At 56.8% G+C, this 23,350-nt stretch carries 21 protein-coding genes; 13 read left to right on the top strand and 8 right to left on the bottom strand.

Features of this window, described 5'->3' with window-relative positions; translation table 11 throughout:
- Nucleotides 1-75: 75 nt before the first annotated feature.
- Together Q3H59_RS00835 and metB are read right to left on the bottom strand one after the other, a co-directional pair.
- A complete protein-coding gene (locus Q3H59_RS00835) occupies nucleotides 76-2,508 on the bottom strand; it encodes a bifunctional aspartate kinase/homoserine dehydrogenase II (RefSeq protein WP_176972238.1) in 2,433 nt (810 codons plus the stop codon).
- A gap of 2 nt (nucleotides 2,509-2,510) precedes the next feature.
- Nucleotides 2,511-3,671, bottom strand: a complete 1,161-nt coding sequence (gene metB, locus Q3H59_RS00830; protein ID WP_101760640.1) for a cystathionine gamma-synthase — start codon at nucleotides 3,669-3,671, stop codon at nucleotides 2,511-2,513.
- A gap of 275 nt (nucleotides 3,672-3,946) precedes the next feature.
- Here metB and metJ point away from each other — a divergent pair, with 275 nt between their 5' ends.
- Nucleotides 3,947-4,264, top strand: coding sequence for a met regulon transcriptional regulator MetJ (gene metJ, locus Q3H59_RS00825; RefSeq protein ID WP_007885403.1), 318 nt, complete (start codon nucleotides 3,947-3,949; stop codon nucleotides 4,262-4,264).
- A 77-nt stretch (nucleotides 4,265-4,341) separates the two neighbouring features.
- Here the strand turns inward: metJ and rpmE are convergent, their stop codons facing one another.
- Nucleotides 4,342-4,557, bottom strand: coding sequence for a 50S ribosomal protein L31 (rpmE, locus tag Q3H59_RS00820; RefSeq protein WP_007885402.1), 216 nt, complete (start codon nucleotides 4,555-4,557; stop codon nucleotides 4,342-4,344).
- 210 nt (nucleotides 4,558-4,767) lie between these two features.
- Between rpmE and priA the strand changes: the two genes are divergently transcribed.
- The 6 genes from priA (at nucleotide 4,768) to rraA (ending at nucleotide 11,839) form a co-directional block, all read left to right on the top strand.
- A complete protein-coding gene (priA, locus tag Q3H59_RS00815; protein ID WP_110868178.1) occupies nucleotides 4,768-6,966 on the top strand; it encodes a primosomal protein N' in 2,199 nt (732 codons plus the stop codon).
- A gap of 166 nt (nucleotides 6,967-7,132) precedes the next feature.
- Complete coding sequence (cytR, locus tag Q3H59_RS00810; RefSeq protein ID WP_061720292.1) at nucleotides 7,133-8,170, top strand: DNA-binding transcriptional regulator CytR; 1,038 nt, start codon at nucleotides 7,133-7,135, stop codon at nucleotides 8,168-8,170.
- A gap of 151 nt (nucleotides 8,171-8,321) precedes the next feature.
- Complete coding sequence (gene ftsN / locus Q3H59_RS00805; RefSeq protein ID WP_309832643.1) at nucleotides 8,322-9,230, top strand: cell division protein FtsN; 909 nt, start codon at nucleotides 8,322-8,324, stop codon at nucleotides 9,228-9,230.
- 89 nt (nucleotides 9,231-9,319) lie between these two features.
- Nucleotides 9,320-9,856, top strand: a complete 537-nt coding sequence (hslV, locus tag Q3H59_RS00800) for an ATP-dependent protease subunit HslV (protein ID WP_101760642.1) — start codon at nucleotides 9,320-9,322, stop codon at nucleotides 9,854-9,856.
- 5 nt (nucleotides 9,857-9,861) lie between these two features.
- Nucleotides 9,862-11,199 carry an HslU--HslV peptidase ATPase subunit gene (gene hslU, locus Q3H59_RS00795; protein WP_007885388.1) on the top strand — a complete coding sequence of 446 codons (1,338 nt, stop codon included), beginning with the start codon at nucleotides 9,862-9,864 and terminating at the stop codon, nucleotides 11,197-11,199.
- Between the two features lie 154 nt (nucleotides 11,200-11,353).
- Nucleotides 11,354-11,839: a ribonuclease E activity regulator RraA gene (rraA, locus tag Q3H59_RS00790; protein ID WP_061720294.1), complete on the top strand. Its 486-nt coding sequence runs from the start codon at nucleotides 11,354-11,356 to the stop codon at nucleotides 11,837-11,839.
- Nucleotides 11,840-11,889: 50 nt separating this feature from the next.
- Here rraA and zapB read toward each other — a convergent pair whose 3' ends face one another.
- On the bottom strand, nucleotides 11,890-12,129 hold the full coding sequence (gene zapB, locus Q3H59_RS00785) for a cell division protein ZapB (protein WP_007885384.1): 240 nt from the start codon (nucleotides 12,127-12,129) through the stop codon (nucleotides 11,890-11,892).
- 420 nt (nucleotides 12,130-12,549) lie between these two features.
- Between zapB and Q3H59_RS00780 the strand changes: the two genes are divergently transcribed.
- The 3 genes from Q3H59_RS00780 to glpX all read left to right on the top strand — a co-directional run bounded on the left by Q3H59_RS00780 (nucleotide 12,550) and on the right by glpX (nucleotide 16,044).
- Entirely contained in the window at nucleotides 12,550-13,398 is an 849-nt protein-coding gene (locus Q3H59_RS00780) for an MIP/aquaporin family protein (RefSeq protein ID WP_061720295.1), read from the top strand.
- Between the two features lie 30 nt (nucleotides 13,399-13,428).
- Nucleotides 13,429-14,937, top strand: coding sequence for a glycerol kinase GlpK (gene glpK / locus Q3H59_RS00775; RefSeq protein WP_110868179.1), 1,509 nt, complete (start codon nucleotides 13,429-13,431; stop codon nucleotides 14,935-14,937).
- Nucleotides 14,938-15,033: 96 nt separating this feature from the next.
- The gene (glpX, locus tag Q3H59_RS00770; RefSeq protein ID WP_277974237.1) at nucleotides 15,034-16,044 is read left to right on the top strand and encodes a class II fructose-bisphosphatase; all 1,011 of its coding nucleotides are present in this window, start codon (nucleotides 15,034-15,036) and stop codon (nucleotides 16,042-16,044) included.
- On the opposite strand, the gene emrD is transcribed toward glpX, so the two are convergent.
- On the bottom strand, nucleotides 16,034-17,230 hold the full coding sequence (gene emrD / locus Q3H59_RS00765) for a multidrug efflux MFS transporter EmrD (protein WP_137386754.1): 1,197 nt from the start codon (nucleotides 17,228-17,230) through the stop codon (nucleotides 16,034-16,036). The two genes, glpX and emrD, sit on opposite strands and share 11 nt — an antisense overlap.
- Nucleotides 17,231-17,519: 289 nt before the next feature.
- On the opposite strand from emrD, the gene fpr reads away from it, so the two are divergent.
- From fpr to tpiA, 3 genes are all read left to right on the top strand, one after another.
- Nucleotides 17,520-18,266: a ferredoxin--NADP(+) reductase gene (gene fpr / locus Q3H59_RS00760; RefSeq protein WP_110868182.1), complete on the top strand. Its 747-nt coding sequence runs from the start codon at nucleotides 17,520-17,522 to the stop codon at nucleotides 18,264-18,266.
- 106 nt (nucleotides 18,267-18,372) lie between these two features.
- The gene (locus Q3H59_RS00755; protein ID WP_192237041.1) at nucleotides 18,373-18,963 is read left to right on the top strand and encodes a YiiQ family protein; all 591 of its coding nucleotides are present in this window, start codon (nucleotides 18,373-18,375) and stop codon (nucleotides 18,961-18,963) included.
- 120 nt (nucleotides 18,964-19,083) lie between these two features.
- Nucleotides 19,084-19,851 carry a triose-phosphate isomerase gene (tpiA, locus tag Q3H59_RS00750; RefSeq protein ID WP_008109693.1) on the top strand — a complete coding sequence of 256 codons (768 nt, stop codon included), beginning with the start codon at nucleotides 19,084-19,086 and terminating at the stop codon, nucleotides 19,849-19,851.
- Nucleotides 19,852-19,934: 83 nt separating this feature from the next.
- Here the strand turns inward: tpiA and Q3H59_RS00745 are convergent, their stop codons facing one another.
- From Q3H59_RS00745 to Q3H59_RS00735, 3 genes are all read right to left on the bottom strand, one after another.
- Nucleotides 19,935-20,693 (bottom strand): CDP-diacylglycerol diphosphatase, encoded by a 759-nt coding sequence (locus Q3H59_RS00745; RefSeq protein WP_309832633.1) that lies wholly within the window; start codon nucleotides 20,691-20,693, stop codon nucleotides 19,935-19,937.
- A 63-nt stretch (nucleotides 20,694-20,756) separates the two neighbouring features.
- Nucleotides 20,757-22,055, bottom strand: coding sequence for a histidinol dehydrogenase (hisD, locus tag Q3H59_RS00740; RefSeq protein ID WP_309832631.1), 1,299 nt, complete (start codon nucleotides 22,053-22,055; stop codon nucleotides 20,757-20,759).
- Nucleotides 22,052-23,206 carry an ester cyclase gene (locus Q3H59_RS00735; protein ID WP_309832628.1) on the bottom strand — a complete coding sequence of 385 codons (1,155 nt, stop codon included), beginning with the start codon at nucleotides 23,204-23,206 and terminating at the stop codon, nucleotides 22,052-22,054. Before Q3H59_RS00735 ends, hisD begins: the two co-directional genes overlap by 4 nt.
- Between the last annotated feature and the right edge of the window lie 144 nt (nucleotides 23,207-23,350).

Below are 23,350 nucleotides of genomic sequence, written 5' to 3'. Positions count from 1 at the left end.
GGTGAAAGCGTTTCATGATGCGCGGGGGAAGGTGAAGATTGCAGACGGACGATGCCGTCTGCAGAGTGAGGCAGATTACAGCAGCTGTGCGAGGCGATTGATATCCGATTGCAACGCACCCGCCGTAACATCACGGCCTGCGCCCGGTCCGCGAATCACCAGCGGATTATCGCGATACCAGCGGCTTTCGATGGCAAACACGTTATCGCACGGCAGCAACGCGGCCAGCGGATGCTCTGGGCGCACCGCTTCCACGCCGACGCGCGCTTTGCCATTAGCATCGAAACGCGCCACGTAACGCAGCACTAAGCCCATCTCTTGCGCGGCTTCCAGACGCTGCAGCATCTGATCATTCAGCTCGTCGGCGTTTTCGAAGAAGTGATCAATCGACTCACCGTCGCAAATTGCCGGCACCAGCGACTCGACACGCACTTGATCCGGCTCGATGTCGTAGCCCGCTTCACGCGCCAGAATCACCAGCTTGCGCATTACGTCCTGCCCAGACAAATCCACGCGCGGGTCTGGTTCGGTCAGGCCTTGCTGCCACGCCTGATCAACCAGCTCGCTAAACGGCACCGTGCCATCAAATTGCAGGAACAGCCACGACAGCGTGCCGGAGAAGATGCCGCTGATCGCCAGAATGCTATCGCCGCTTTCGCGTAAATCGCGCACCGTGTGATTGACCGGCAAACCGGCACCGACGGTGGCGTTATACAGCCAGTGACGACCGGTTTTGGCGAAAGCATCGCGCACCTGACGCCAGCTCTGACCGCTCGACGCACCGGCAACTTTGTTGGCGCTGATAACGTGGAAGCCGTGACTGGCGAAATCATGATACTGCTGCGCCAGCTGCTCGCTGGCGGTGACGTCCAGCACCACTAAATCATCGAACGGGTGCGCACGCATCCACAGGAACAGCGACTCTTCATCGCGCTCGACCGCTTCATCATCAAAGAACGCCAATGCGCGGCTGGCTTCCAGACCGTCGTAGCTCAGCAAACTGCGGCTGCTGTCTGCCACGCCCGCCAGCACATATTCAAATCCTGTACGTGCCGACAGCGTTTCCTGCTCGCGGGCAAACAGCTCCAGCCAGCGTGAACCGATGTTGCCTTTGCCGAACAAGATCAGGCCGATGCGTTTTTCTGCGCGGAACAGCGACTGATGCAGTCCCTGAATCAGGTGCTGCGTCGGGCCGACGCGCAGTACCGCCACGATGCTGATGTGATCTTCCGATTGCCAGACAAACTCCACCGGCTGATCTTTGATCTGCTGCCAGAAGCGGTGGCTGTGCAGCGGATTACGCGTCACGCCCGCGCCCACCAGCGCCACCAGCGCCAAGCCGTCGCGCAGCTGCAGATGGCCCGGCAGTGCGGCGTCCTGCAACAGGTTGAAGGCGCTATTCACCACTTCCGAGGTGTAACACAGCTGCAGCAGGCGGCGATCGGGATGCACGCCGATCGCCAGCGGACGCAGCTGCGCGCGCTTCAGCAGCAGATCGATCTCTTTCTGCTGGGTTTTGAAATCGTGATTGTCGGGAATTTGAATCTCCACCAGACACACATCATCGTGGCTGGTGACGATACGCGCGCCGGTGCCGGAGGCCAGCACGCGCTCAATGCGCGTCGAGCCCTGCTCCGGTTGATAGCTGCAACGCAGCTGCAAGTCGATGTCGCTGTTGGAAACCGGCTGCAAGGTGCGGGTGTGCAGCACCGGCGCCGCCAGACGCGCCAGCTCGCTGGCTTCATCAAGACGCAGCAGCGGCAGCAGGCACGCATCAGAGACTTTACGCGGATCGGCGCTGTAAACGCCCGCCACATCGCTCCAGATGGTCACGCGCCCCACGCCCGCCAGCGCACCAATCTGCGTTGCCGAGTAGTCCGAGCCGTTACGCCCAAGCAGCACGGTTTCACCCGCTTCGCTGCGGCTGATAAATCCGGTCACCACCAAACGCTTATGCGGATGCTGTGTTAACAGCTCCTGCAGCAGCGGCCAGGATTTGCCTTCATCAACCTGCGGCTGCGCGGCACGTTCAGCACGCAAGAAGTCACGCGCATCCAGCCAGGCGGCTTCGATCTCGCGCTGGCTCAGCACCGCGGCCATCAAGCGCGCCGACCAGATTTCGCCATGCCCCACCACTTCGGCATACACCGCATCGGTGATGGTGCCATCGAGCAGCGCCGCCAGTCTTTCCAGATCGCGTATAAAGGAAGACGTCAGGGTTTCGGCATATTCAGCAGGCAGCAGCGCAGCAATTAACTCGCTGTGAAAACGCCGTAAAGCCTGTTGCACCTGATGAGCAGATAAGCGATCGCTCTGGCTCAATTTCAGCCAGCTGATCAACTGGTTAGTGGTGCTGCCTGCGGCAGAGACCACCATTAAGTCGCCTGGCTGGCTGTAATCCGCCATGATGCTGGCCACGCGCTGATAGCAACGTGCGTCGGCCAGGCTACTGCCACCAAATTTATGCAACTGCTTGATCGGCGTTCCCGCGCCCACTGAACTCGTCATGATTACTCCTCGGCTGCGATCCGGAATGCATTATCCAGATCGGCGATTAAATCTTCGTGATCTTCAATCCCAACAGAAATACGCAGCAGTGTTTCCGAAATTCCCGCTGCCGCGCGTGCTTCTGCAGACATGCCAGCATGCGTCATGGTCGCGGTATGCGAAATCAAACTTTCTACGCCGCCCAGCGATTCGGCCAGCGTGAACAACTGCAGCGCTTTCAGGAAGCGGCGCAGGCGAGCCTCATCGGCATCGATTTCGAAACTCAGCATGGCACCAAAACCACGCTGCTGACGTACCGCAAACTCATGACCGGCATTTTCCGGCAGGGACGGATGATACAGTTTTTTCACCAGCGGTTGTTGCTTCAGGTAATCAACTATCGCCAATGCATTGCGTTGTGCAGCGGCGATGCGCGGTGACAGCGTGCGCAAACCGCGCAGCAGCAGGTAGCTATCAAACGCCGCGCCGGTTACACCAATATTATTCGCCCACCACGCCAGATCGGTGGCCATCGCTGGATCTTTCGCAATCACCGCGCCCGCCACCACATCAGAGTGACCATTCAGGTATTTGGTGCAGGAGTGAACAACCAAGTCGGCACCCAGCGCCAGCGGGTTTTGCAGCGCCGGGCTGAGGAAGGTGTTGTCTACCACGCTAATGGCGCCAGCTTCACGCGCGGCGGCGCAAATGCTGGCGATATCGACCACACGCAGCAGTGGATTACTTGGGCTTTCAACCAGCACCAGTTTTGGCTTCTCGGCCAGAGCAGCGGCCAGCGCAGCTTTATCGCCCTGATCGACAAACTTCACGCGATACGCGCCGCGCTTGCTCAGGCTATCGAACAGGCGATAGCTGCCGCCGTAACAGTCGTGTGGCGCCACCAGCAGATCGCCCGGCTTCAGGAACACGGTTGTCACCAGATGAATCGCTGACATGCCGGTATTGGTCAATACCGCGCCTGCGCCACCTTCCAGTTCTGCCAGCGCGCGCTGAACCACATCGCGCGTTGGATTACCACGACGTGAATAGTCATGCGCACGCGGCTCATTGAAGTCGAGGAAGTTATAGGTGCTGGAGAGATGAATCGGTGGGACAACGCAGCCATATTGCTCGTCATCATTCAAACCGCTACGTACTGCGATGGTTGCCTGTTTACGCGTCATGGTGCTTACTGTTCCTGAAGAAAAAAGAAGAGCAACAGGATAACATTCCGCACATAGACGTCAATACATCTGGACATCTAAATGTCTTTGCGTATAGATTGAGCAAATCATCAATAACCGCTAAAATTGTCCGTCATCGCCTGGTGTTCAGCGCGCTTTCCTTTGCAGAAGCGGTGCTCAAGCATAAAACCTGCGGTTTAAGGGGTCAGGCATCGAAAAATCGGGCATAATCAACGGATTTCCCCATATTCAACTTTTATTGATTAAGGTAACCCATGGCTGAATGGAACGGCGAATATATCAGCCCTTACGCTGAACATGGCAAGAAGAGCGAGCAGGTTAAGAAAATCACAGTTTCTATCCCGCTAAAAGTGCTGAAGATTTTAACGGACGAGCGCACCCGCCGTCAGGTGAACAACCTGCGTCACGCCACCAACAGCGAACTGCTGTGTGAAGCCTTTTTGCATGCTTTCACCGGGCAGCCTCTGCCGAACGATGTCGATTTGCGTAAAGAACGCAGCGATGAGATTCCGGAAGAAGCGAAACAGATTATGCGTGAAATGGGCATCGATCCCGATAGTTGGGAATACTGAAGCCAGAAATAAAAAAACCCAGCCGAGGCTGGGTTTTTTCTTGCTGCCGAATCGCGAAGATTCGACGGCCAAAAATCTTATTTCTTGCTTGCTGGCACGCTGAAACGCTTGTTGAAGCGATCTACACGGCCACCGGTGTCAGCAATACGCTGCTTACCAGTGTAGAACGGGTGGCATTTGCCGCACACGTCCAGGTTCAGACCAGAAGCCATGGTTGAACGGGTGTTGATCACGTTACCGCAAGAGCAAGTCATGGTTACTGCTTCGTACTTAGGGTGAATACCTTGTTTCATGGGAGAACCTCATAAAAGGCCGTGTCGCTCTCCGTGCCAGGCTCAGCCTGCACAGCACCACACGCGGTTGAACATTAAGTGTATGCTCCGACAAGTGATCTCATCGAAGGCGGCATAGTATACAGAAATTAACCGGTTTTAGCAAATAGCCGCTTCCTAATTAGCCGTGTACACTACTTCTCCTTAATTCAGAACCGGATAGAGATTCAGATGCCCGTTGTTCAGGTTGCCCTGCCCGTTCCGCTACCTCGCCTGTTTGATTACTTGCTGCCTGCCGATGCGCCGCAACCGGTGGCCGGCGCACGCGTGAATGTGCCGTTCGGCAACCGCAAAATGATCGGCATTGTGATCGGCACGCGTGAGACCAGCGATCTGCCGCTGACGCAGCTCAAGCAGATAGAGAGCGTGCTCGACGATCAAAGTCTGTTCTCGCCCGCCCTGTGGCGCATTTTGCATTGGGCCGCCAACTATTATCATTCGCCGCTCGGCGAAGTGCTGAGCCATGCGCTGCCGGTGCTGCTGCGTCAGGGCAAACCCGCGCAGGAAGCGCCGCTGTGGCAATGGGTGATCAATGACGCTGGCCGTGAAGTGGCGATGGAGAGCCTGAAGCGCGCGCCGAAACAGCAGCAAGCGCTGGCGATGCTGCGTCAGCGACCGCTCTATCGTCATCAGGTCAGCGAACACGATTTTACCGATGCCGCGCTGCAAGCGTTGCGCGCAAAAGGCTTGTGCGAACTGCGTGAACACACGCCGCAGATGCACGACTGGCGTACCAGCTTTGCCGTCAAAGGGGATCGCCTGCGCCTGAACACCGATCAGGCGATGGCGGTGGGCGCGATGCGCAGTGAAGACGATCACTATGCGCCGTGGCTGCTGGCCGGCATTACCGGTTCGGGTAAAACCGAGGTTTATCTCAGCGTGCTGGAGAACGTGCTGGCACGCGGCAAACAGGCTTTGGTGCTGGTGCCGGAAATCGGCCTGACGCCGCAAACCATCGCCCGCTTCCGTGAGCGCTTTGATGCGCCGATTGATGTGCTGCACTCGGCACTGAATGACAGCGAACGCCTCGCCGTCTGGCTGCGCGCGCGCAGCGGCGAAACGGCAATTGTTATCGGTACACGTTCGGCGCTGTTCACGCCGCTGGCGCGCCCCGGCGTCATCATCATTGATGAAGAGCACGACAGCTCGTACAAACAACAGGAAGGCTGGCGCTATCAGGCGCGCGATCTGGCGGTGTTCCGTGCGCATGAGGAAGATATTCCAATTGTGATGGGTTCCGCCACGCCCGCGCTGGAAACCTTGCACAACGTGCGCGTCGGCAAATATCGCCAGCTCAATCTCACTAAACGCGCGGGCAATGCTAAACCGGCGTTACAGCAGCTGATCGATCTTAAAGGCCAGCAGCTGAAAGGCGGATTGGCGCCAGCACTGCTCGGCAAAATGCGTCAGCACCTGCAGGCCGACAATCAGGTTCTGCTGTTCCTCAACCGCCGTGGCTTCTCTCCGGCGCTGATGTGTCACGATTGCGGCTGGCTGGCCGAGTGCCAGCGCTGCGATAGCTACTACACGCTGCACCAGAACCATCGCCAGCTGCGCTGCCACCATTGTGACAGCCAGCGCCCGCTGCCAAATCAGTGCCCAAGCTGTGGTTCAACGCATTTGATGCCGGTCGGCGTCGGCACCGAACAGCTGGAACAGCAGCTGGGCACGCTGTTCCCCGGCGTGCCGGTATCGCGCATCGATCGCGACACCACCAGCCGTAAAGGCGCGCTGGAGCAGCATCTGGCCGATGTGCATCGCGGCGGCGCGCGTATTCTGGTGGGCACGCAGATGCTGGCGAAAGGCCATCATTTCCCGGATGTCACGTTGGTGTCGCTACTGGATGTTGATGGCGCGCTGTTCTCGGCCGATTTCCGCGCCGCCGAGCGTTTCGCTCAGCTCTATACGCAGGTCGCGGGTCGCGCCGGTCGAGCGGGTAAACAGGGTGAAGTGTTGCTACAGACCCATCATCCGGAACATCCATTGCTGCAAACATTGCTGCATCGCGGTTATTTCGCCTTTGCCGATCAAACGCTGCTGGAGCGTCAGTCCGTTCAACTGCCGCCGTGGACCAGCCATGCGCTGTTCCGCGCTGAGGATATGGATAACCAACAGGCGGCGGAATTCCTCACACAGCTGCGCAATTTGCTGGAGGCCAGTCCGCTAAAAGATGAGGCGATGTGGCTGATGGGGCCGGTTCCGGCGTTGGCACCGAAGCGCAGTGGACGCTGGCGCTGGCAGCTGCTGTTGCAGCATCCATCGCGCAAACGTCTGCAACAGCTGTTGAGCGGATCGCTGCCGCTGATCGCCACCTTGCCGGCGTCGCGTAAAGTGAAATGGACGCTGGATATTGATCCCACCGAAAGCTAAGCCGTGCCACAACTGCGAGCCAGATCGAAAAAAGTCGCACAAGTCACAATTTTTATGCAAATTAAGTAACAACCCGACGCGACCTTGGGTTAACAATAGTGCCGACCCGGTTGAAGCCCGGTAATGTCTGAAAATCAATGCGCTGTACCGCGTCAGGAGTTATACGTTGGACCAGAAGCAACCCTCCACCGCCGCCACCATGAAAGATGTGGCCGAGAAAGCAGGCGTTTCAACCGCTACGGTTTCACGTGCGTTGATGAATCCAGAAAAAGTCTCTGCTGCTACCCGGCTCAAGGTCGAAAAAGCGGTGATTGCCGTGGGTTATGCGCCGCACGGTTTGGCGCGCAATGCCAAACGCGGTGAAACGCAAACCATTCTGGTGATTGTGCCGGACATCTGCGATCCCTTCTTCAGTGAGATCATTCGCGGCGTGGAAGTCACTGCTGCGCATGAAGGTTATCTGGTACTGATTGGCGATTGCGCGCATCAGAATAAACAGGAAAAAACCTTTCTGAATTTAATGCTGACGCGACAGATCGACGGCATGGTGCTGTTGGGTTCACAGCTGCCGTTTGAGGCGGGCATTGAAGATCAGCGCAACCTGCCGCCGATGGTGATGGGCAACGAATTTGCGCCGGAGATGGCATTACCCACGGTCCATATCGATAACCTGACCGCCGCCTTTGAAGCGGTGAATCACCTGCTGCAGCTTGGTCATCGCCAAATTGCCTGCATCACCGGGCCAGAACACATTCCGCTGAGCCAGTATCGTTTGCAGGGCTATATTCAGGCGCTGCGTCGCAGCAGTATCGCCATCGACCCAACGATGATTGTGCACGGCGACTTCACCTTTGAAGCCGGCGCGAATGCGCTTAAGCAGTTGATGAGTTTGCCGCAGCCGCCGAAAGCGATTTTCTGCCATAGCGATTTGATGGCGCTGGGCGCGATGAACCAGGCGCGTAAACTTGGCATGCGCATTCCGCAGGATCTGTCGGTGGTGGGCTTTGATGATATCGAACTGGCGCAATACTACGATCCGCCGCTGACCACCGTGGCCCAGCCGCGTTTTGCCATCGGCCGAGAAGCGATGCTGCTGTTACTTGATGAGCTGCAGGGTAAACGCGTGAATAACGGTTCGCGCCTGCTGGATGCGGAGCTGCGCGTGCGCGGCAGTACGGCACCGGCGGCAAAACGGGAAAAATAGTGCGTAGACGCCTGCATTTTCAGCGGATTCTGAAGGCAGACTGTGCTGGTCAAAGTTCCAGCCCTTGCGTAACATGGCGCATTCATTGCCGGGCAATTAACAGCACATTTACATGCCCATTGGCATTTTTTTGAAGGGTAGCAGAACGAAAGTGGCACAGAAAGATTATGTAGGCCGCGGGCGTTCAACAGGGACGCGTCGCAAAAAACCCGCCAGCCGCAGCAAGAAAAGCAAAGGCGGTTCAGGCACTTCAAAGCTCATGATGGTACTGGCCGCGGCCGTGCTGGTCACCTTTGCCGGTGGTTTATGGTTTATCTCGCATCATAAGAAAGAAGAGATTGAGGTCATTCCAAACCACAAAGCCAACGGTAACGGCCTGCCGCCGAAGCCGGAAGAGCGCTGGAAGTACATCAAAGAGCTGGAAAATCGCCAAATTACCGTTCCGTCGCCAACTGAGCCTTCGGCTGGTGGCGTGCAATCACAAACTCAGCTGACCGATGAACAGCGCCAGCTGCTGGAGCAGATGCAGGCCGATATGCGCCAGCAGCCGACGCAGTTGAACGAAGTGCCGTGGAACGAACAAACCCCGGCGCAGCGCCAGCAAACGCTGCAGCGTCAGCAGGTGCAGCAACAGCAGGTTCAGCAACAACAACAGCAGCAGTTGCAACGTCAGCAGCAACAGTTACAGCAGCAGCAGCGCCAGCAACAGTTGCAGCAACAACAGACCGCGCGTCAGCAGCAGCAACAGCAAGCTGCGCCGATCACGCGTGAGCCAACGCAGCAAACCAAGCCGCAGGAAACGGCCAAGGCGAAAGCGGAAGAGAAAGCCGCTTCACAACGCTGGATGGTGCAGTGTGGTTCGTTCAAAGGTACCGAGCAGGCGGAATCCGTACGCGCCGGTCTGGCATTTGAAGGATTTGAAAGCCGCATTACCACCGGCGGTGGCTGGAATCGCGTGGTGATCGGGCCGTTCAAAGATCGCAGCAGCGCCGACAGCACAGTCAAACGCTTACACAGTTCCGGCCACGGAAGTTGTATTCCCCTCGCTCTCGGGGGTTGAAACCCCTTTTTCCTACCCCATATCTGGTTGCATGATACTCCGCGCCGAGTGCGCGGAGTTCCTTTTCTACTGCAACAAGGGGTCTGCCCGTGACAACAATAGTAAGTGTACGACGCAACGGCCAGGTAGTGATTGGCGGTGATGGCCAGGCTACGCTCGGCAATACCGTAATGAAAGGCAACGTTAAAAAAGTCCGTCGTCTTTACAACGATAAAGTGATCGCCGGCTTTGCTGGCGGTACCGCAGATGCCTTCACCCTGTTTGAACTGTTTGAGCGCAAGCTGGAAATGCACCAGGGCCATCTGGTGAAAGCGGCGGTCGAACTGGCTAAAGATTGGCGTACCGATCGCATGCTGCGCCGCCTTGAAGCGCTGCTGGCGGTGGCCGACGAAAACGCCTCATTAATCATCAGCGGCAACGGCGACGTTATCCAGCCGGAAAATGACCTGATCGCAATTGGTTCTGGTGGGCCTTACGCCCAGGCAGCGGCACGCGCGCTGCTGGAAAACACCGACATTGGTGCACACGATATCGTGGAGAAAGCGCTGAACATCGCTGGCGATATCTGTATCTACACCAACCACAATATTAACTTCGAAGCATTACCGTCTAAGGCTAAGGACTAAACATCATGTCTGAGATGACTCCACGCGAGATTGTCAGCGAGCTTAATCGCTTTATCATCGGCCAGGACGGCGCAAAGAAGGCGGTCGCGATCGCCCTGCGTAATCGCTGGCGCCGCATGCAGCTCGACGAAGAGCTGCGCCATGAAGTGACGCCAAAAAACATTCTGATGATTGGTCCAACCGGTGTCGGTAAAACCGAAATCGCCCGTCGCTTAGCCAAACTGGCGAACGCACCGTTCATCAAAGTGGAAGCCACCAAATTCACCGAAGTCGGTTACGTCGGTAAAGAGGTTGATTCCATCATTCGCGATCTGACCGATTCTGCCATCAAGATGGTGCGCAGCCAGGCAATCGAGAAGAACAAGTACCGCGCGGAAGAGATGGCGGAAGAGCGCATCCTGGATGTGCTGATCCCACCCGCGAAAAATAACTGGGGCCAGGCTGAACAAGCGGCTGAGCCATCGGCAGCGCGTCAATCCTTCCGCAAGAAACTGCGCGAAGGCCAGCTGGATGACAAAGAGATTGAGATCGATCTGGCCGCTTCATCGGCTGGCGTTGAGATCATGGCGCCTCCGGGCATGGAAGAGATGACCAGCCAGCTGCAATCGATGTTCCAGAACCTCGGTGGGCAGAAGCAGAAACCGCGTAAGCTGAAAATCAAAGAAGCCATGAAGCTGCTGATTGAAGAAGAAGCGGCCAAGCTGGTGAACCCGGAAGAGCTGAAGCAGGATGCCATCGATGCGGTTGAGCAGCACGGTATCGTGTTCATCGACGAAATCGACAAAATCTGTAAGCGTGGCGGCCAGAATGCGGGCGGTCCAGACGTGTCACGCGAAGGCGTACAGCGCGACCTGCTGCCGCTGGTGGAAGGTTGCACCGTTTCCACCAAGCACGGCATGGTGAAAACCGACCACATTCTGTTTATCGCTTCCGGCGCGTTCCAGGTCGCCAGCCCGTCAGATCTGATCCCAGAACTGCAAGGCCGTCTGCCGATTCGCGTTGAACTGCAGGCGCTGACCGTCAATGACTTCGAGCGCATTCTGACCGAGCCAAACGCCTCGGTTACCGTGCAGTACAAAGCGCTGATGGGCACCGAAGGGGTCAACATCGACTTCACCGATGACGCAGTGCGGCGTATCGCCGAAGCCGCATGGCAGGTGAACGAGACCACCGAGAACATCGGTGCGCGTCGTCTGCATACCGTGCTGGAGCGTCTGATGGAAGATATCTCCTATGACGCCAGCGATCGTAACGGTGAGTCGATCACTATCGATGCCGAGTACGTTGGTAAGCATCTGGATGAGCTGGTGGCCGACGAAGATCTCAGCCGCTTCATTCTGTAAGCTTCACCCGCGAAATCTCTGCCCGGCCACTGTGCCGGGCTTTTTTTTACGCAGGATATTGATGCAACGCTTTTTTTGGCGGTTGATGATTTTGCCAACAATCGCCAGATAGCGATATACTTAGCGCTCCTGTGGCAAACAGACGAAAACCCTCATGAAATACGATACATCTGAACTCTGTGACATCTACCACGAAGCTGTGAATGTTGTTGAACCGCTTTTTTCGAACTTTGGTGGGCGCAGCTCATTCGGTGGTCAAATCACCACAGTGAAATGTTTCGAAGATAACGGCTTACTCTACGATTTGCTGGAAGAGAACGGTCGGGGTCGCGTATTGCTGGTGGATGGCGGCGGTTCGGTCCGTCGCGCACTGGTCGATGCTCAGCTGGCGAGTCTGGCGGCGCAAAATGAGTGGGAAGGCATTGTGGTGTACGGCTCGGTGCGTCAGGTTGACGATCTCGAAGAGCTGGAAATCGGCATTCAGGCGATTGCGGCGATTCCGGTGGGTGCAGCGGGTGAAGGCATTGGCGAAAGTGACGTGCGCGTTAACTTCGGCGGCGTGACTTTCTTCTCTGGCGACCATCTGTATGCCGACAATACCGGCATCATCCTGTCTGAAGACGCGCTCGACATCGAGTAAGCCGCAACAAAAACGGGTGCCGCGGCACCCGTTGGTTTAAGCATTGACGCTTAAACTTCTTCCATTTTTCCCAGCAGTGCCCGCAGACGATCCTGCCAGACATGCTGCTCTTCTTTCAGATGCTGATTTTCACGCACCAGTGCATCCTGGTTGCCTGAAGCCTGGCTGACTTCGTTTTTCAGCGTGTTGTTTTGCTCTTTCAGCTCTTCAATTTCCATCTGCAGCAGAGTGATGGTATCAATCGCCTGCTGTACTTTCGCTTCCAGTTTCTCGAACACTTCAAATGACATCTTTCTGACCTCTCCTAAATCTTGCAAGGCGTTGATGGGGCTAGTGCATGCCTTATTACAGTGCGCTCAGCCACGATGACTCGATTGTATGTAGCCAAACCCAGCAAGTCCAGCGGCACAAGGCCTGCGAGGGCAGTCTGTAACACTTTTCAGTCTATGCCTAAAAAAATGCGCATCTTCGCGCATCTGTGTGCGCGATCACGTCAGCATCGACCCGTAAAGCGCGGTGAATGGGCCTTAAAGAAAAGCAAAAGACGCGAAAACGCGCATTTTTATGACACAGTACACAGTTTTCAATTTCGCTATTTCTCGTTTATGCTCGTTAACGATAAATTCACATCAACCCTACATTGATAGCTGGGCGACTCATGGATGAGAACAAAAACTGATAAAATTTAACCTCGCTTCAGGAATGCCATTATGAGTCAGACAACTAACACACTAAAAGGTCAGTGCATCGCTGAATTTCTCGGTACAGGTTTGATTATCTTCTTTGGTGCAGGCTGCGTTGCTGCACTGAAACTGGCCGGTGCGTCATTCGGTCAGTGGGAAATTTGTATTATCTGGGGTTTAGCCGTCTCCATGGCAGTCTATCTGAGCGCAGGCGTTTCCGGCGCGCATCTTAACCCAGCCGTTACCGTCGCGCTGTGCCTGTTTGCTAATTTTGAAGGTCGTAAAGTTGTTCCCTATATTCTGGCGCAGGTTGCCGGCGCGTTCTGCGCTGCCGCGTTGGTTTACGGTCTCTACTACAATCTGTTCTTCGATTACGAAGCGGGCCATCAAATGGTGCGCGGCAGTGTTGAAAGCCTCGATCTGGCCGGTATCTTCTCGACTTACCCGAACCCGCACATCAGCGTAGCTCAGGCGTTCCTGGTTGAGATGGTGATTACAGCGGTGTTGATGGCAGTGATCATGGCGCTGACCGATGACGGCAACGGTGTGCCGCGTGGTCCGCTGGCTCCGCTGTTGATTGGTCTGCTGGTGGCGGTCATCGGTGGCTCAATGGGTCCACTGACCGGCTTCGCACTCAACCCGGCGCGTGACTTTGGTCCAAAACTGTTCGCGTTCTTCGCTGGTTGGGGCAACGTCGCCTTCACCGGTGGCAAAGATATTCCTTACTTCCTGGTTCCGATTTTTGGCCCGCTGGTCGGTGCTTGCCTCGGAGCCTTTGGTTACCGTTCGCTGATTGGCCGCCATCTGCCAGTTAACGTTGCGGAAGCCAGCACAGCAGAAAAACCGGTTGCGCGCGCTCAGCAGCGTAAAGCGTAAGTTTCATCGATACCACATCAGGACAGCACAATGACTACTGATAAAAAATATATCGTTGCACTCGATCAGGGCACAACCAGCTCACGCGCCGTGGTGCTTGATCATGATGCCAACATCGTTGCGGTTTCTCAGCGCGAATTTACCCAGATCTACCCGAAAGCGGGTTGGGTGGAACATGACCCAATGGATATCTGGGCGTCACAAAGCTCCACGCTGGTGGAAGTGCTGGCGCACGCCGACATTAACTCCGATCAAATCGCGGCAATTGGTATCACCAACCAGCGTGAAACCGCCATCGTGTGGGATAAAGAGACCGGCAAACCGGTTTACAACGCCATCGTCTGGCAGGATCCGCGCACCGCAGATTACTGTAACAAGCTGAAGAAAGAGGGTCTGGAAGAGTACATCCAGCACACCACCGGTTTGGTGATTAACCCGTACTTCTCCGGCACCAAAGTGAAGTGGATTCTTGACCACGTTGAAGGCGCACGTGAGCGTGCAAAACGCGGCGAACTGCTGTTCGGTACCGTTGATACCTGGCTGATTTGGAAAATGACGCAGGGACGTGTGCACGTCACCGATCACACCAACGCCTCACGTACCATGATGTACAACATCCACAAGCTGGAGTGGGATGAGCGCATGCTGGAGATCCTCGATATCCCGCGTGAAATGCTGCCAGAAGTGAAAGGATCTTCCGAAGTGTACGGCCAGACCAACATTGGTGGTAAAGGCGGTACGCGTATTCCTATCGCCGGAATCGCCGGTGACCAGCAAGCGGCGCTGTATGGCCAGCTGTGCGTACAACCGGGTATGGCGAAAAACACTTACGGCACCGGCTGCTTTATGTTGATGAACACCGGCACCGAAGCCGTGACGTCTACGCACGGCCTGCTGACCACCATCGCTTGCGGCCCACGCGGCGAAGTGAACTATGCGCTGGAAGGTGCGGTGTTTATCGGTGGTGCGTCGATTCAGTGGCTGCGCGATGAGATGAAGCTGATCAGTGATTCAACCGACTCTGAATACTTCGCGTTGAAAGTGAAAGACACTAACGGCGTATATATGGTGCCGGCCTTCACCGGTTTGGGCGCGCCTTATTGGGACCCGTATGCACGCGGCGCGATTTTCGGTCTGACGCGCGGTGCGAACGCTAACCACATCATCCGTGCCACGCTGGAGTCGATTGCGTACCAGACGCGCGATGTACTGGAAGCGATGCAGAACGATGCTGGCACCCGCCTGCAGTCACTGCGCGTGGATGGTGGTGCAGTCGCCAACAACTTCCTGATGCAGTTCCAGTCTGACATTCTCGGCACGCGCGTTGAGCGTCCGGAAGTGCGTGAAGTTACAGCGCTGGGTGCGGCATATCTGGCTGGCCTGGCCGTTGGCTTCTGGGGCGACCTGGAAGAAGTTCGCGCTAAAGCGGTGATTGAGCGTGAGTTCCGCCCAAGCATCGAAACCACCGAACGTAACGTCCGTTATGCGGGCTGGAAGAAAGCCGTCGCTCGCGCCAAAGCGTGGGAAGACGAAGAGTAACATCCTGCTGACCCGCGGTGCCCTGCCGCGGGTTTTTCCCCTGCCACGCTTCTCCGCTGTGTTAAACTGCCTGCCTGTTTTTTGTCAGGTGCCACCATGAAACGAGAACTCGCGATTGAATTTTCCCGCGTGACTGAAGCCGCCGCTCTGGCGGGCTATCACTGGTTAGGACGCGGCGATAAAAATGCGGCCGACGGCGCAGCCGTTCACGCCATGCGCATTATGCTCAACACTATTGATATCGACGGCCAGATTGTGATTGGCGAAGGCGAAATCGACGAAGCGCCGATGCTGTATATCGGTGAGAAAGTCGGTACCGGCCGTGGCGACGCGGTGGATATCGCGGTCGATCCGATTGAAGGCACACGCATGACGGCGATGGGCCAGGCCAATGCGCTGGCGGTGCTGGCGGTTGGTGATAAGGGCAGCTTCCTGCACGCACCTGATATGTACATGGAAAAGCTGATTGTTGGACCGGGCGCACGTGGCGCCATCGACCTCAATCTGCCGCTTGATATCAACCTGAAAAACATCGCGCTGGCATTGGGCAAACCGCTCAGCCAGTTAACGGTATCGATTCTGGCCAAGCCCCGCCACGATGCGGTGATTGCCCAGCTGCAGCAGCTCGGCGTGCGCGTGTTCTCCTTCCCGGATGGCGATGTCGCGGCCTCGATTCTGACCTGCATGCCGGATAGCGAAGTGGATGTGATGTACGGCATCGGCGGCGCGCCGGAAGGTGTGGTGTCGGCGGCCGTGATCCGCGCGATGGACGGCGACATGCAGGCACGCCTGCTGGCGCGTCATCAGGTGAAAGGGGATAGCGAAGAGAATCGTCGTCTGGGCGAGAATGAACTGCAACGCTGCGCCGAGATGGGCATTGAAGCGGGTCAGGTACTGAAACTGGATCAGATGGCGCGCAACGATAACGTTATCTTCGCGGCCACCGGCATCACCACCGGCGATTTGTTGAAAGGCATCACGCGTAACGGCAACATCGCCACCAGCGAAACCCTGCTGGTGCGCGGTAAATCGCGCACCATTCGCCGCATCCAGTCAATCCACTATCTGGATCGCAAAGACGCGGCGCTGCATCAATTTATCCTGTAATCGCCTGCTTGCCGCTCTCCGGATGACGTGAGAGCGGCCACCAGCACAGCAGCATCACCAGCGACGTCACGAACATCAGCATGCCAAGGCTGGATTGATCGTGCTGCGGCAACAGCGCAGAAAGCCACGCCACCACGCCGGAACCGAGATTCTGCAAGCCTCCGATTAACGCACCCGCGCTGCCCGCCAGCCACGCATACGGCTCCATCGCGCCCGAGGTTGCCAGCGGAAACAGCATGCCCGCGCCAAAGAAGAACAGCGCAGCCGGCACCAGCAACGTCCAGATGTTCATCACGCCAAACCAGGCCGGAACCCACATCAGCAAGCCCGCTAACAGGCAGCTGTTCACGCCGTACCACATCAGCGTGTGCCAGGATTTCTGCTCACGTCCGGCAAACCAGGCACCAAAGAACGCCGCCGGAATCGGCAGGATAAACAGGATGCTGACGGTCAATCCATCCAGCCCCAACACGCCGCCCATCAGCACGCCACAGCTGGCTTCAAACACTGCGATGCCCGCCAGCGCGCCAATCAGCAGCAGCAGGTACCGCACAAAGTTGCCGTCGCTCAGCAAAGTGGCATAACGGCGCAGGAACGGCGTGGCGGGCGTATCCGCTGGACGCGTTTCCGGCAGCCAGCGCGCCATCGACGCGGTGACGCCAACACACAGCAGCAGCAGGAAGGCGAAACAGGCGTGCCAGCCAAACAGATGCGTCAGCAGCGCCCCAATCACCGGCGCCAGCAGCGGACTCACCAGAATGCCCATATTAAGCAAGCTGTTCGCCTGACGCAGCGCGATGCCGGCGTAGAGATCGCGCGGCATGGTGCGCGCCATCACGCCCGCCACGCCGGTACCTAAACCTTGTACCGCGCTACCCAGCACCAAAATATCCAACGAGGGCGCGAACATAGCGATCAACGCGCCGACGGCAAAGATCGTCATGCCAATCAGGATCACCGGACGGCGGCCAAAACTGTCCGACAGCGGGCCGTAGATCAACTGCGATCCGCCGTAGGTCATCAGGTAGGCGGCCATCACCTGCTGGATCGCCCCGCTGCGCACATTAAGCGTTTCGGCCATGTTGGCCATGGCTGGCACATAGATGGTTTGCGCCATCTGCCCAACCGCCACCAGCACGATCAGCATGAATAACAGAAAGCGATTTTGCGTTTTACTTATCAACATGGAACAAAATGTCTGCCTGAGAAACAAAGAATAAGCAGCACAAAAAAGGCCGCCTCGGATTTATGGCGGCAAAAATATCAGGATTCAGTGACAAATCGAGAGGCGCGGGCAAAGCTGTATGTCTCAAGCCGTCAAGCTGTTTGTCCAGATTGTAAACCGCCCGCTACAGTTGCTGATCTGTGCGCTGCGTTTGTCGCTGAGAGCCCTTTACAGGGTACCGGGCTGGAAATTTATCGGATGGATAACGATGATAATCATGTGCCTGAATATTCAACACTAAGGAGTGAGCATGGCTGAGTGGATCAATGCTGAAGTGAAAGAGGTAAAAAACTGGACCGACGCACTGTTCAGCCTGCGCGTTGCAGCGCCGATTGATACCTTTACCGCGGGACAATTTGCCAAGCTGGCTCTGGAGATTGACGGTGAGCGCGTGCAGCGTGCCTATTCGTACGTCAACGCGCCGCAGGATCCGCTGCTGGAGTTTTATCTGGTCACGGTGCCGGAAGGCAAACTGAGCCCGCGTTTGCAGGCGCTGCAGCCCGGCGAGCAGGTGATGATCACTAAAGAGGCGGCGGGTTTCTTTGTGCTCGACGAAATTCCAGATTGCCAAACGCTGTGGATGCTGGCGACCGGCACGGCGATCGGCCCCTATTTATCGATCCTGCAACAGGGCGAGGATCTGGATCGTTTCGACAATATTGTGCTGGTACACGCCGCGCGCTTCGCCGATGACCTAAGCTTCCTGCCCTTGATGCAGGCGTTGCAGCAGCGCTATCAGGGCAAGTTACACATCCAAACGGTGGTGAGCCGCGAAGAGATCGCCGGTTCGCTGCACGGCCGCGTACCGCAGTTGATTGAAAGCGGAGAACTGGAGCGTGCGGTTGGCTTGCCGCTGACGGCAGAAACCAGCCATGTGATGCTGTGCGGCAATCCACAGATGGTGCGCGATACCCAGCAGCTGCTGAAAGATACGCGTGAGATGCGCAAACATTTCAAACGCAAACCCGGCCACATGACCAGCGAGCATTACTGGTAATCGGCGCGGAGCGAATAATCTGAGATTTTTCCCAGTGTGGGTTTTGACTTTGCCCGGTAAAAACCGTTCTAATCGTGGGCTAAGTGAATGATTTAGGGCCGAAGCAATGAACAACCTGCCAGTCGCGCTGCTGCTTGGCCTCGCACTGACATTTCCCGCCTGGGCGGACGATGCAGCCGCGTTGGATCGTAGCGATCATCTGCCTGCAGCGCCCTATCTGCTCGCGGGTGCGCCGACGTTCGATATGACCGTTGCTCAGTTCCGTGAGAAGTACAACGCGGCTAATCCCAATGCATTGCTACAGGAGTATCGCGCGATTGATAGTCGCGGCGATAAAAGCAATCTGACGCGTGCCGCCAGCAAAATCAGCGAAACGCTGTATGCCTCAACCGCGCTGGAGCAAGGCACCGGCAAAATCAAAACCCTGCAAATCACCTGGCTGCCGGTTCCCGGTCCCGATATGAAAGCCGCGCAGGCTCGCGCCATGGATTACATGACCGCCCTGCTGCGCTTCTTCATTCCCGGCTTGTCGCCCGAAGAGGGGCGTAAAAAACTCGATTCCCTGCTGAGCGCCGGTAAAGGTGCGCGCTATTTTGCCCGCACCGAAGGTGCATTGCGTTTCGTGGTGGCAGACAACGGCGACAAGGGTTTGACCTTCGCCGTTGAACCGATAAAACTGGCGCTCGCGACGCCCTGATCGCACCGGCAAAAATGACGAAAAGCAAAGCCAGCAACACATTTGATCTCTATACTGTCTCGCAGACATCGCTGCCCGATGGCAGCGCTATTTCATGAATCGCGTTATGCGGAGGAAAGAATGCGACATCCACTGGTTATGGGTAACTGGAAACTGAACGGTAGCAAGCAGATCACCAAAGAGCTGATTGAAGGCCTGCGCAAAGAGCTGTCTGGTGTTGATGGTTGTGGCGTCGCGATTGCACCGCCAGCCATCTATCTGGACCTGGCGAAACACGCCATTTCCGGTAGCCACATTGCTCTGGGTGCTCAGAACGTTGACGTTAATCTGTCTGGCGCATTCACTGGCGAAACTTCCGCAGACATGTTGAAAGACGTTGGCGCGAAATACATCATCATCGGCCACTCTGAGCGCCGCACCTACCACAAAGAGAGCGACGAGTTCATCGCGAAGAAATTTGCCGTAGTGAAAGAAGCGGGTCTGGTGCCGGTTCTGTGCATCGGTGAAACTGACGCAGAAAACGAAGCGGGCAAAACGGAAGAAGTGTGCGCACGTCAGATCGACGCCGTGCTGGAAACGCAGGGCGCCGCGGCGTTCGAAGGCGCAGTCATCGCTTATGAGCCGGTTTGGGCTATCGGTACCGGAAAATCAGCTACGCCAGCGCAGGCTCAGGCGGTGCATAAATTCATTCGTGACCACATCGCGAAGAAAGATGCGGCTATCGCTCAGCAAGTGATCATTCAATACGGCGGTTCGGTCAACGACAAAAACGCCGCTGAGCTGTTCACCCAGCCAGATATCGATGGCGCGCTGGTTGGCGGTGCTTCACTGAAAGCGGATGCTTTTGCGGTAATCGTGAAAGCGGCAGCAGCAGCGAAAAACGCGTAACTTAGCGTTTAGATGCAGATTAAGGCGGCTGATTAGCCGCCTTTTTTATTGGCCGCTATTAATTGCGTCCCTACGAAAAAGGGTTATTGCGGCAATATGCTGCAGTTATGATCCTGCAGCTCTTCCGCCGAGCCGCTGTTCAGTTTCAGCCAGTTACGTTCCAGCGCCAGCAGCGCTAAACGGCCATCCGGCAGCTGTGCCAGCGCCAGGCCATATTTCCCCATCTCGCTGCGCGCATGCGGCACTTCATCCGCCAGACGGATAAACGCACTCTGCTGCGCCAGCTCTTGCTTAGAAAGCGCCCGCACCAGATAACCATGCTTGCGCAGCGTTTCACTCTGCCACTGCGCATTCAGTCTCGGTGCCAGCGCATCCAGCTGCTGGCGCACATCCGGACGCAGACAGGAAATATGAATATGCAGCTGATTCTGCGTACGCCCGTATTGCGCATTGATGGCCAGCGACAGCGCGCTATCGGGAATCGGCGCGCCGTGCCTTTGCGCCAGTAATGCGCGCTGTTGCCAGGCTTCGGCAAACAGATTTGGCGTTGCAGGTTCAAGAATGATGGGACTTTCCATGCCGGTGATTTTTTCGACCGGCATCAGCAGATACTGCAACGGCCCGTTGAGATCTTTTAGCGTGACGTAACCCTGCGCGCTATTCACCTGCTGGCATGGCGCTGGGTTGCCCGTCGCCGCCATATTCGGCACGCACTTTTCGCTGATGATCTGCCATAAGGCGTTGGCGTTTTTATGGAAATGGATGGCGCCGGCGATCAGTCCGACAATCAACAGCACCAATAAAGCGGTAAGTAACTTCAGGGTACGACGACTGCCCTGCATAGCCCGATTCCTCTGTTCATCACCTGCCAGCATCCTCGCCTGGCAGGTGATGAAAGTCACGGACTAATCCTCCGCGCCACGCAGGATGGCGTCGAGTTTTTCTGGCTGCAAACGAATCTGCGCTGCACGACGATGCGCCTGCATCCCTTCGGTACGGCTCTGGCGCACCGCAGGAGCAGCGATGGCGGCGATGCCCTGATCGTCAATCCATTGATGCGTGCAGGTTTTCAGATACGCACCGACCCACAATCCGCCGGTGTAACGTGCCGCCGCCATGGTGGGCAGCGTGTGGTTGGTGCCGCAGCATTTATCAGAAAACACCACGCTGGCGTTTTGCCCGATAAACAGCGATCCGTAATTGCGGATGCGCGCCGCCAGCGCATGGGGATCGCGCGCATGGATTTGCAGATGCTCAGTGGCGATCTCATCGGTGTACGCCACCATCGCATCCTCGTCGGCACAGAGAACAATTTCGCCCTGACGCTGCCACGCCTCACCAGCCGTTTTCGCCGTCGGCAAGGATGCCAGCTGCGCCTCAATTTCCCGCAATGTTGCATGCGCCACGCGCTCGCTGGTGGTGGCCAGCCCAACACGCGTGCGCACGTCATGCTCCGCCTGCGCCAGTAGATCCGCTGCCAGCACGCGCGGATCAGCACTTTCATCGGCGACGATAAAGATTTCGCTCGGCCCCGCCAACGCATCAATACCCACTTTGCCAAATACCTGACGCTTCGCCTCATTGACGAAAGCGTTGCCCGGCCCGACGATCTTGTCCACCGCCGGCAGCGATGCGGTGCCGTATGCCATCGCGGCAATGGCCTGCGCACCACCAACTTTGAAAATGCGGTGCGCTCCGGCCAAGTGGCAAATTGCAATCATTGCCGGATGAGCGCCCGGCGGCAGACAGGCGATGATGTTATCGCAGCCCGCCACCACCGCTGGCACGATAGACATCACCGGCGCGGAGAGGATCGGATAGCGTCCGCCCGGCACATAGCAGCCCACGGTTTCAATCGGGATGATGCGATGCCCCAGATGAACGCCCGGCAACGTCTCAATCTCCAGCGGCTGCAAGGTGGCGCGCTGCGCTTCGGCGAAGCGGCGCACCTGCGTAATGGCAAACTCACTGTCCTGGCGGGTTTGATCGGCGAGTTGCGCCAGCGCCTGCTCGATCTCTGCTGCCGAAACTTCCAGCTGCTCCGGCGCGACACCATCAAATTTCTGCGAATAATCACGCAGTGCCGCGTCTCCGCGCTGACGCACGTTGCTAATAATGTCGCTCACGGTGGCGATCAGGCTGGCATCCGCCTGCGCATCCTCGCCCGCGGCTTGCTTGATAAACTGCACGCGTTGTTTGCTCATACTTCCGTCTCCGCCAGTTGTCCCAATTTGATCTGCGCCAGCATCGCCAGGTGATCGTAAACCACCCATTCATCAACAATTTTGCCGTTTACTACGTGATAATGGCTCATGCCCATCACCAGCAGACGCTGTCCCGTCGGTTTACCCAACTCGCCGTAGCCAAGATGATGCCCTTCCATTACCCAGCGCACCGCCACTTTGGTGCCGCCCTCTTCACATGGATTGGAGCAGATATGCTGCGGCATCCATGCGCCGTCCGGGATCATGCCGATCAGCGCCAGCGTCTGATGGATCACCGATGCCTGACCATACAGCTCTTTCATCAAAGGGCCGTGCCACTGCACATTGCTGGCGTAAACCTCTTTCACTTTGCCCAGCATGCGTTTGTTGTAAATCTCGTGCAGCCAGCCCAGCACCTGCGCCTCGGTATCACTGTGCGCCAGCGTGTAATCCGGATCGCTTTCCGGCGGATACTGGCCGAGCAGACGACGGTTTTCGCCAATCTCCGTCAGTCGGAAACCCTTATCAAACTGCTCTTTCGCCATGTTGTACGCGATCTGGTCGGTATCCAGCCCCAATTGACGCATCAGCGACATGTTGTCGCTCACCACCCATTCGCGGTAAATCTTGTTTTCCAGAATCATGCAGTCCGCCACGGTGCGCGTGGTGAAGGTGCGGTTGGTGGGTTTACCGTATTGGCTTGATTGTGTATGGCGGCCGCTACCGGTGACCAGATGCGAGGTGTAGAAGCCGTCCACGTCGTTGCCGTTCCAAATCACCTGCGTTGCCATGCCGCGGCGTTCCGGGAAGGCGACCAAACGTTGCAAGGTATCGAGCACCACTTGTTCACGGGTATAAATGGTGCCCAATGCGTTGTATAACACGCAGTTATGGGTGTAATGGCTGTAGATCAGCCCGACATCGCGCTCATCCCAGATCTTGTGGGTACAACGCACAATGTAATCAACGATATCGGTATAGCAGGGATCGAAACCGCGCATTGGCTGCACCCGCGCACGGTTTTCTGGAACCAGATCGACAAAATCCCGTCGCTCAACCTGCAAAACCGGTTCGGCCTGGGTGCGTGCTGAGGTTTTTTCTGCGCTCTTTTCACTGGCGGTGGCTTTATTAGCCGTGTCCGTTGTAGACATAAACACTCCTGCTTTTGACGAATTAAGGGTGAGCGCGGTCCTCGCAATCAAGCGCTGCCGATTCACCCGGCTGAATTCAGGGTGCAGAACGCCGTCGGTAATTAAGGGATTAATTACCGTGACGTGATGCGTTATTTAAAAGTG

This window comes from Pantoea sp. SORGH_AS_0659, assembly GCF_031453915.1.
GTDB classification, from domain to species: Bacteria; Pseudomonadota; Gammaproteobacteria; order Enterobacterales; family Enterobacteriaceae; genus Pantoea; species Pantoea leporis.
The sequence above is the reverse complement of the archived record's forward strand: the minus strand, read 5'-3'. Positions and strand labels throughout refer to the sequence as shown.

Excerpts from the sequence above, each read along its gene's own strand:
- Q3H59_RS00735 (WP_309832628.1), bottom strand. The coding sequence starts at position 23,206 with ATGTCTACAACGGACACGGCTAATAAAGCCACCGCCAGTGAAAAGAGC.
- metB (WP_101760640.1), bottom strand. The coding sequence starts at position 3,671 with ATGACGCGTAAACAGGCAACCATCGCAGTACGTAGCGGTTTGAATGAT.
- Q3H59_RS00780 (WP_061720295.1), top strand. The coding sequence starts at position 12,550 with ATGAGTCAGACAACTAACACACTAAAAGGTCAGTGCATCGCTGAATTT.
- hisD (WP_309832631.1), bottom strand. The coding sequence starts at position 22,055 with ATGAGCAAACAACGCGTGCAGTTTATCAAGCAAGCCGCGGGCGAGGAT.
- Q3H59_RS00835 (WP_176972238.1), bottom strand. The coding sequence starts at position 2,508 with ATGACGAGTTCAGTGGGCGCGGGAACGCCGATCAAGCAGTTGCATAAA.
- hslU (WP_007885388.1), top strand. The coding sequence starts at position 9,862 with ATGTCTGAGATGACTCCACGCGAGATTGTCAGCGAGCTTAATCGCTTT.
- glpX (WP_277974237.1), top strand. The coding sequence starts at position 15,034 with ATGAAACGAGAACTCGCGATTGAATTTTCCCGCGTGACTGAAGCCGCC.
- Q3H59_RS00745 (WP_309832633.1), bottom strand. The coding sequence starts at position 20,693 with ATGCAGGGCAGTCGTCGTACCCTGAAGTTACTTACCGCTTTATTGGTG.
- metJ (WP_007885403.1), top strand. The coding sequence starts at position 3,947 with ATGGCTGAATGGAACGGCGAATATATCAGCCCTTACGCTGAACATGGC.
- Q3H59_RS00755 (WP_192237041.1), top strand. The coding sequence starts at position 18,373 with ATGAACAACCTGCCAGTCGCGCTGCTGCTTGGCCTCGCACTGACATTT.
- rraA (WP_061720294.1), top strand. The coding sequence starts at position 11,354 with ATGAAATACGATACATCTGAACTCTGTGACATCTACCACGAAGCTGTG.
- zapB (WP_007885384.1), bottom strand. The coding sequence starts at position 12,129 with ATGTCATTTGAAGTGTTCGAGAAACTGGAAGCGAAAGTACAGCAGGCG.
- emrD (WP_137386754.1), bottom strand. The coding sequence starts at position 17,230 with ATGTTGATAAGTAAAACGCAAAATCGCTTTCTGTTATTCATGCTGATC.
- priA (WP_110868178.1), top strand. The coding sequence starts at position 4,768 with ATGCCCGTTGTTCAGGTTGCCCTGCCCGTTCCGCTACCTCGCCTGTTT.
- glpK (WP_110868179.1), top strand. The coding sequence starts at position 13,429 with ATGACTACTGATAAAAAATATATCGTTGCACTCGATCAGGGCACAACC.
- tpiA (WP_008109693.1), top strand. The coding sequence starts at position 19,084 with ATGCGACATCCACTGGTTATGGGTAACTGGAAACTGAACGGTAGCAAG.
- fpr (WP_110868182.1), top strand. The coding sequence starts at position 17,520 with ATGGCTGAGTGGATCAATGCTGAAGTGAAAGAGGTAAAAAACTGGACC.
- rpmE (WP_007885402.1), bottom strand. The coding sequence starts at position 4,557 with ATGAAACAAGGTATTCACCCTAAGTACGAAGCAGTAACCATGACTTGC.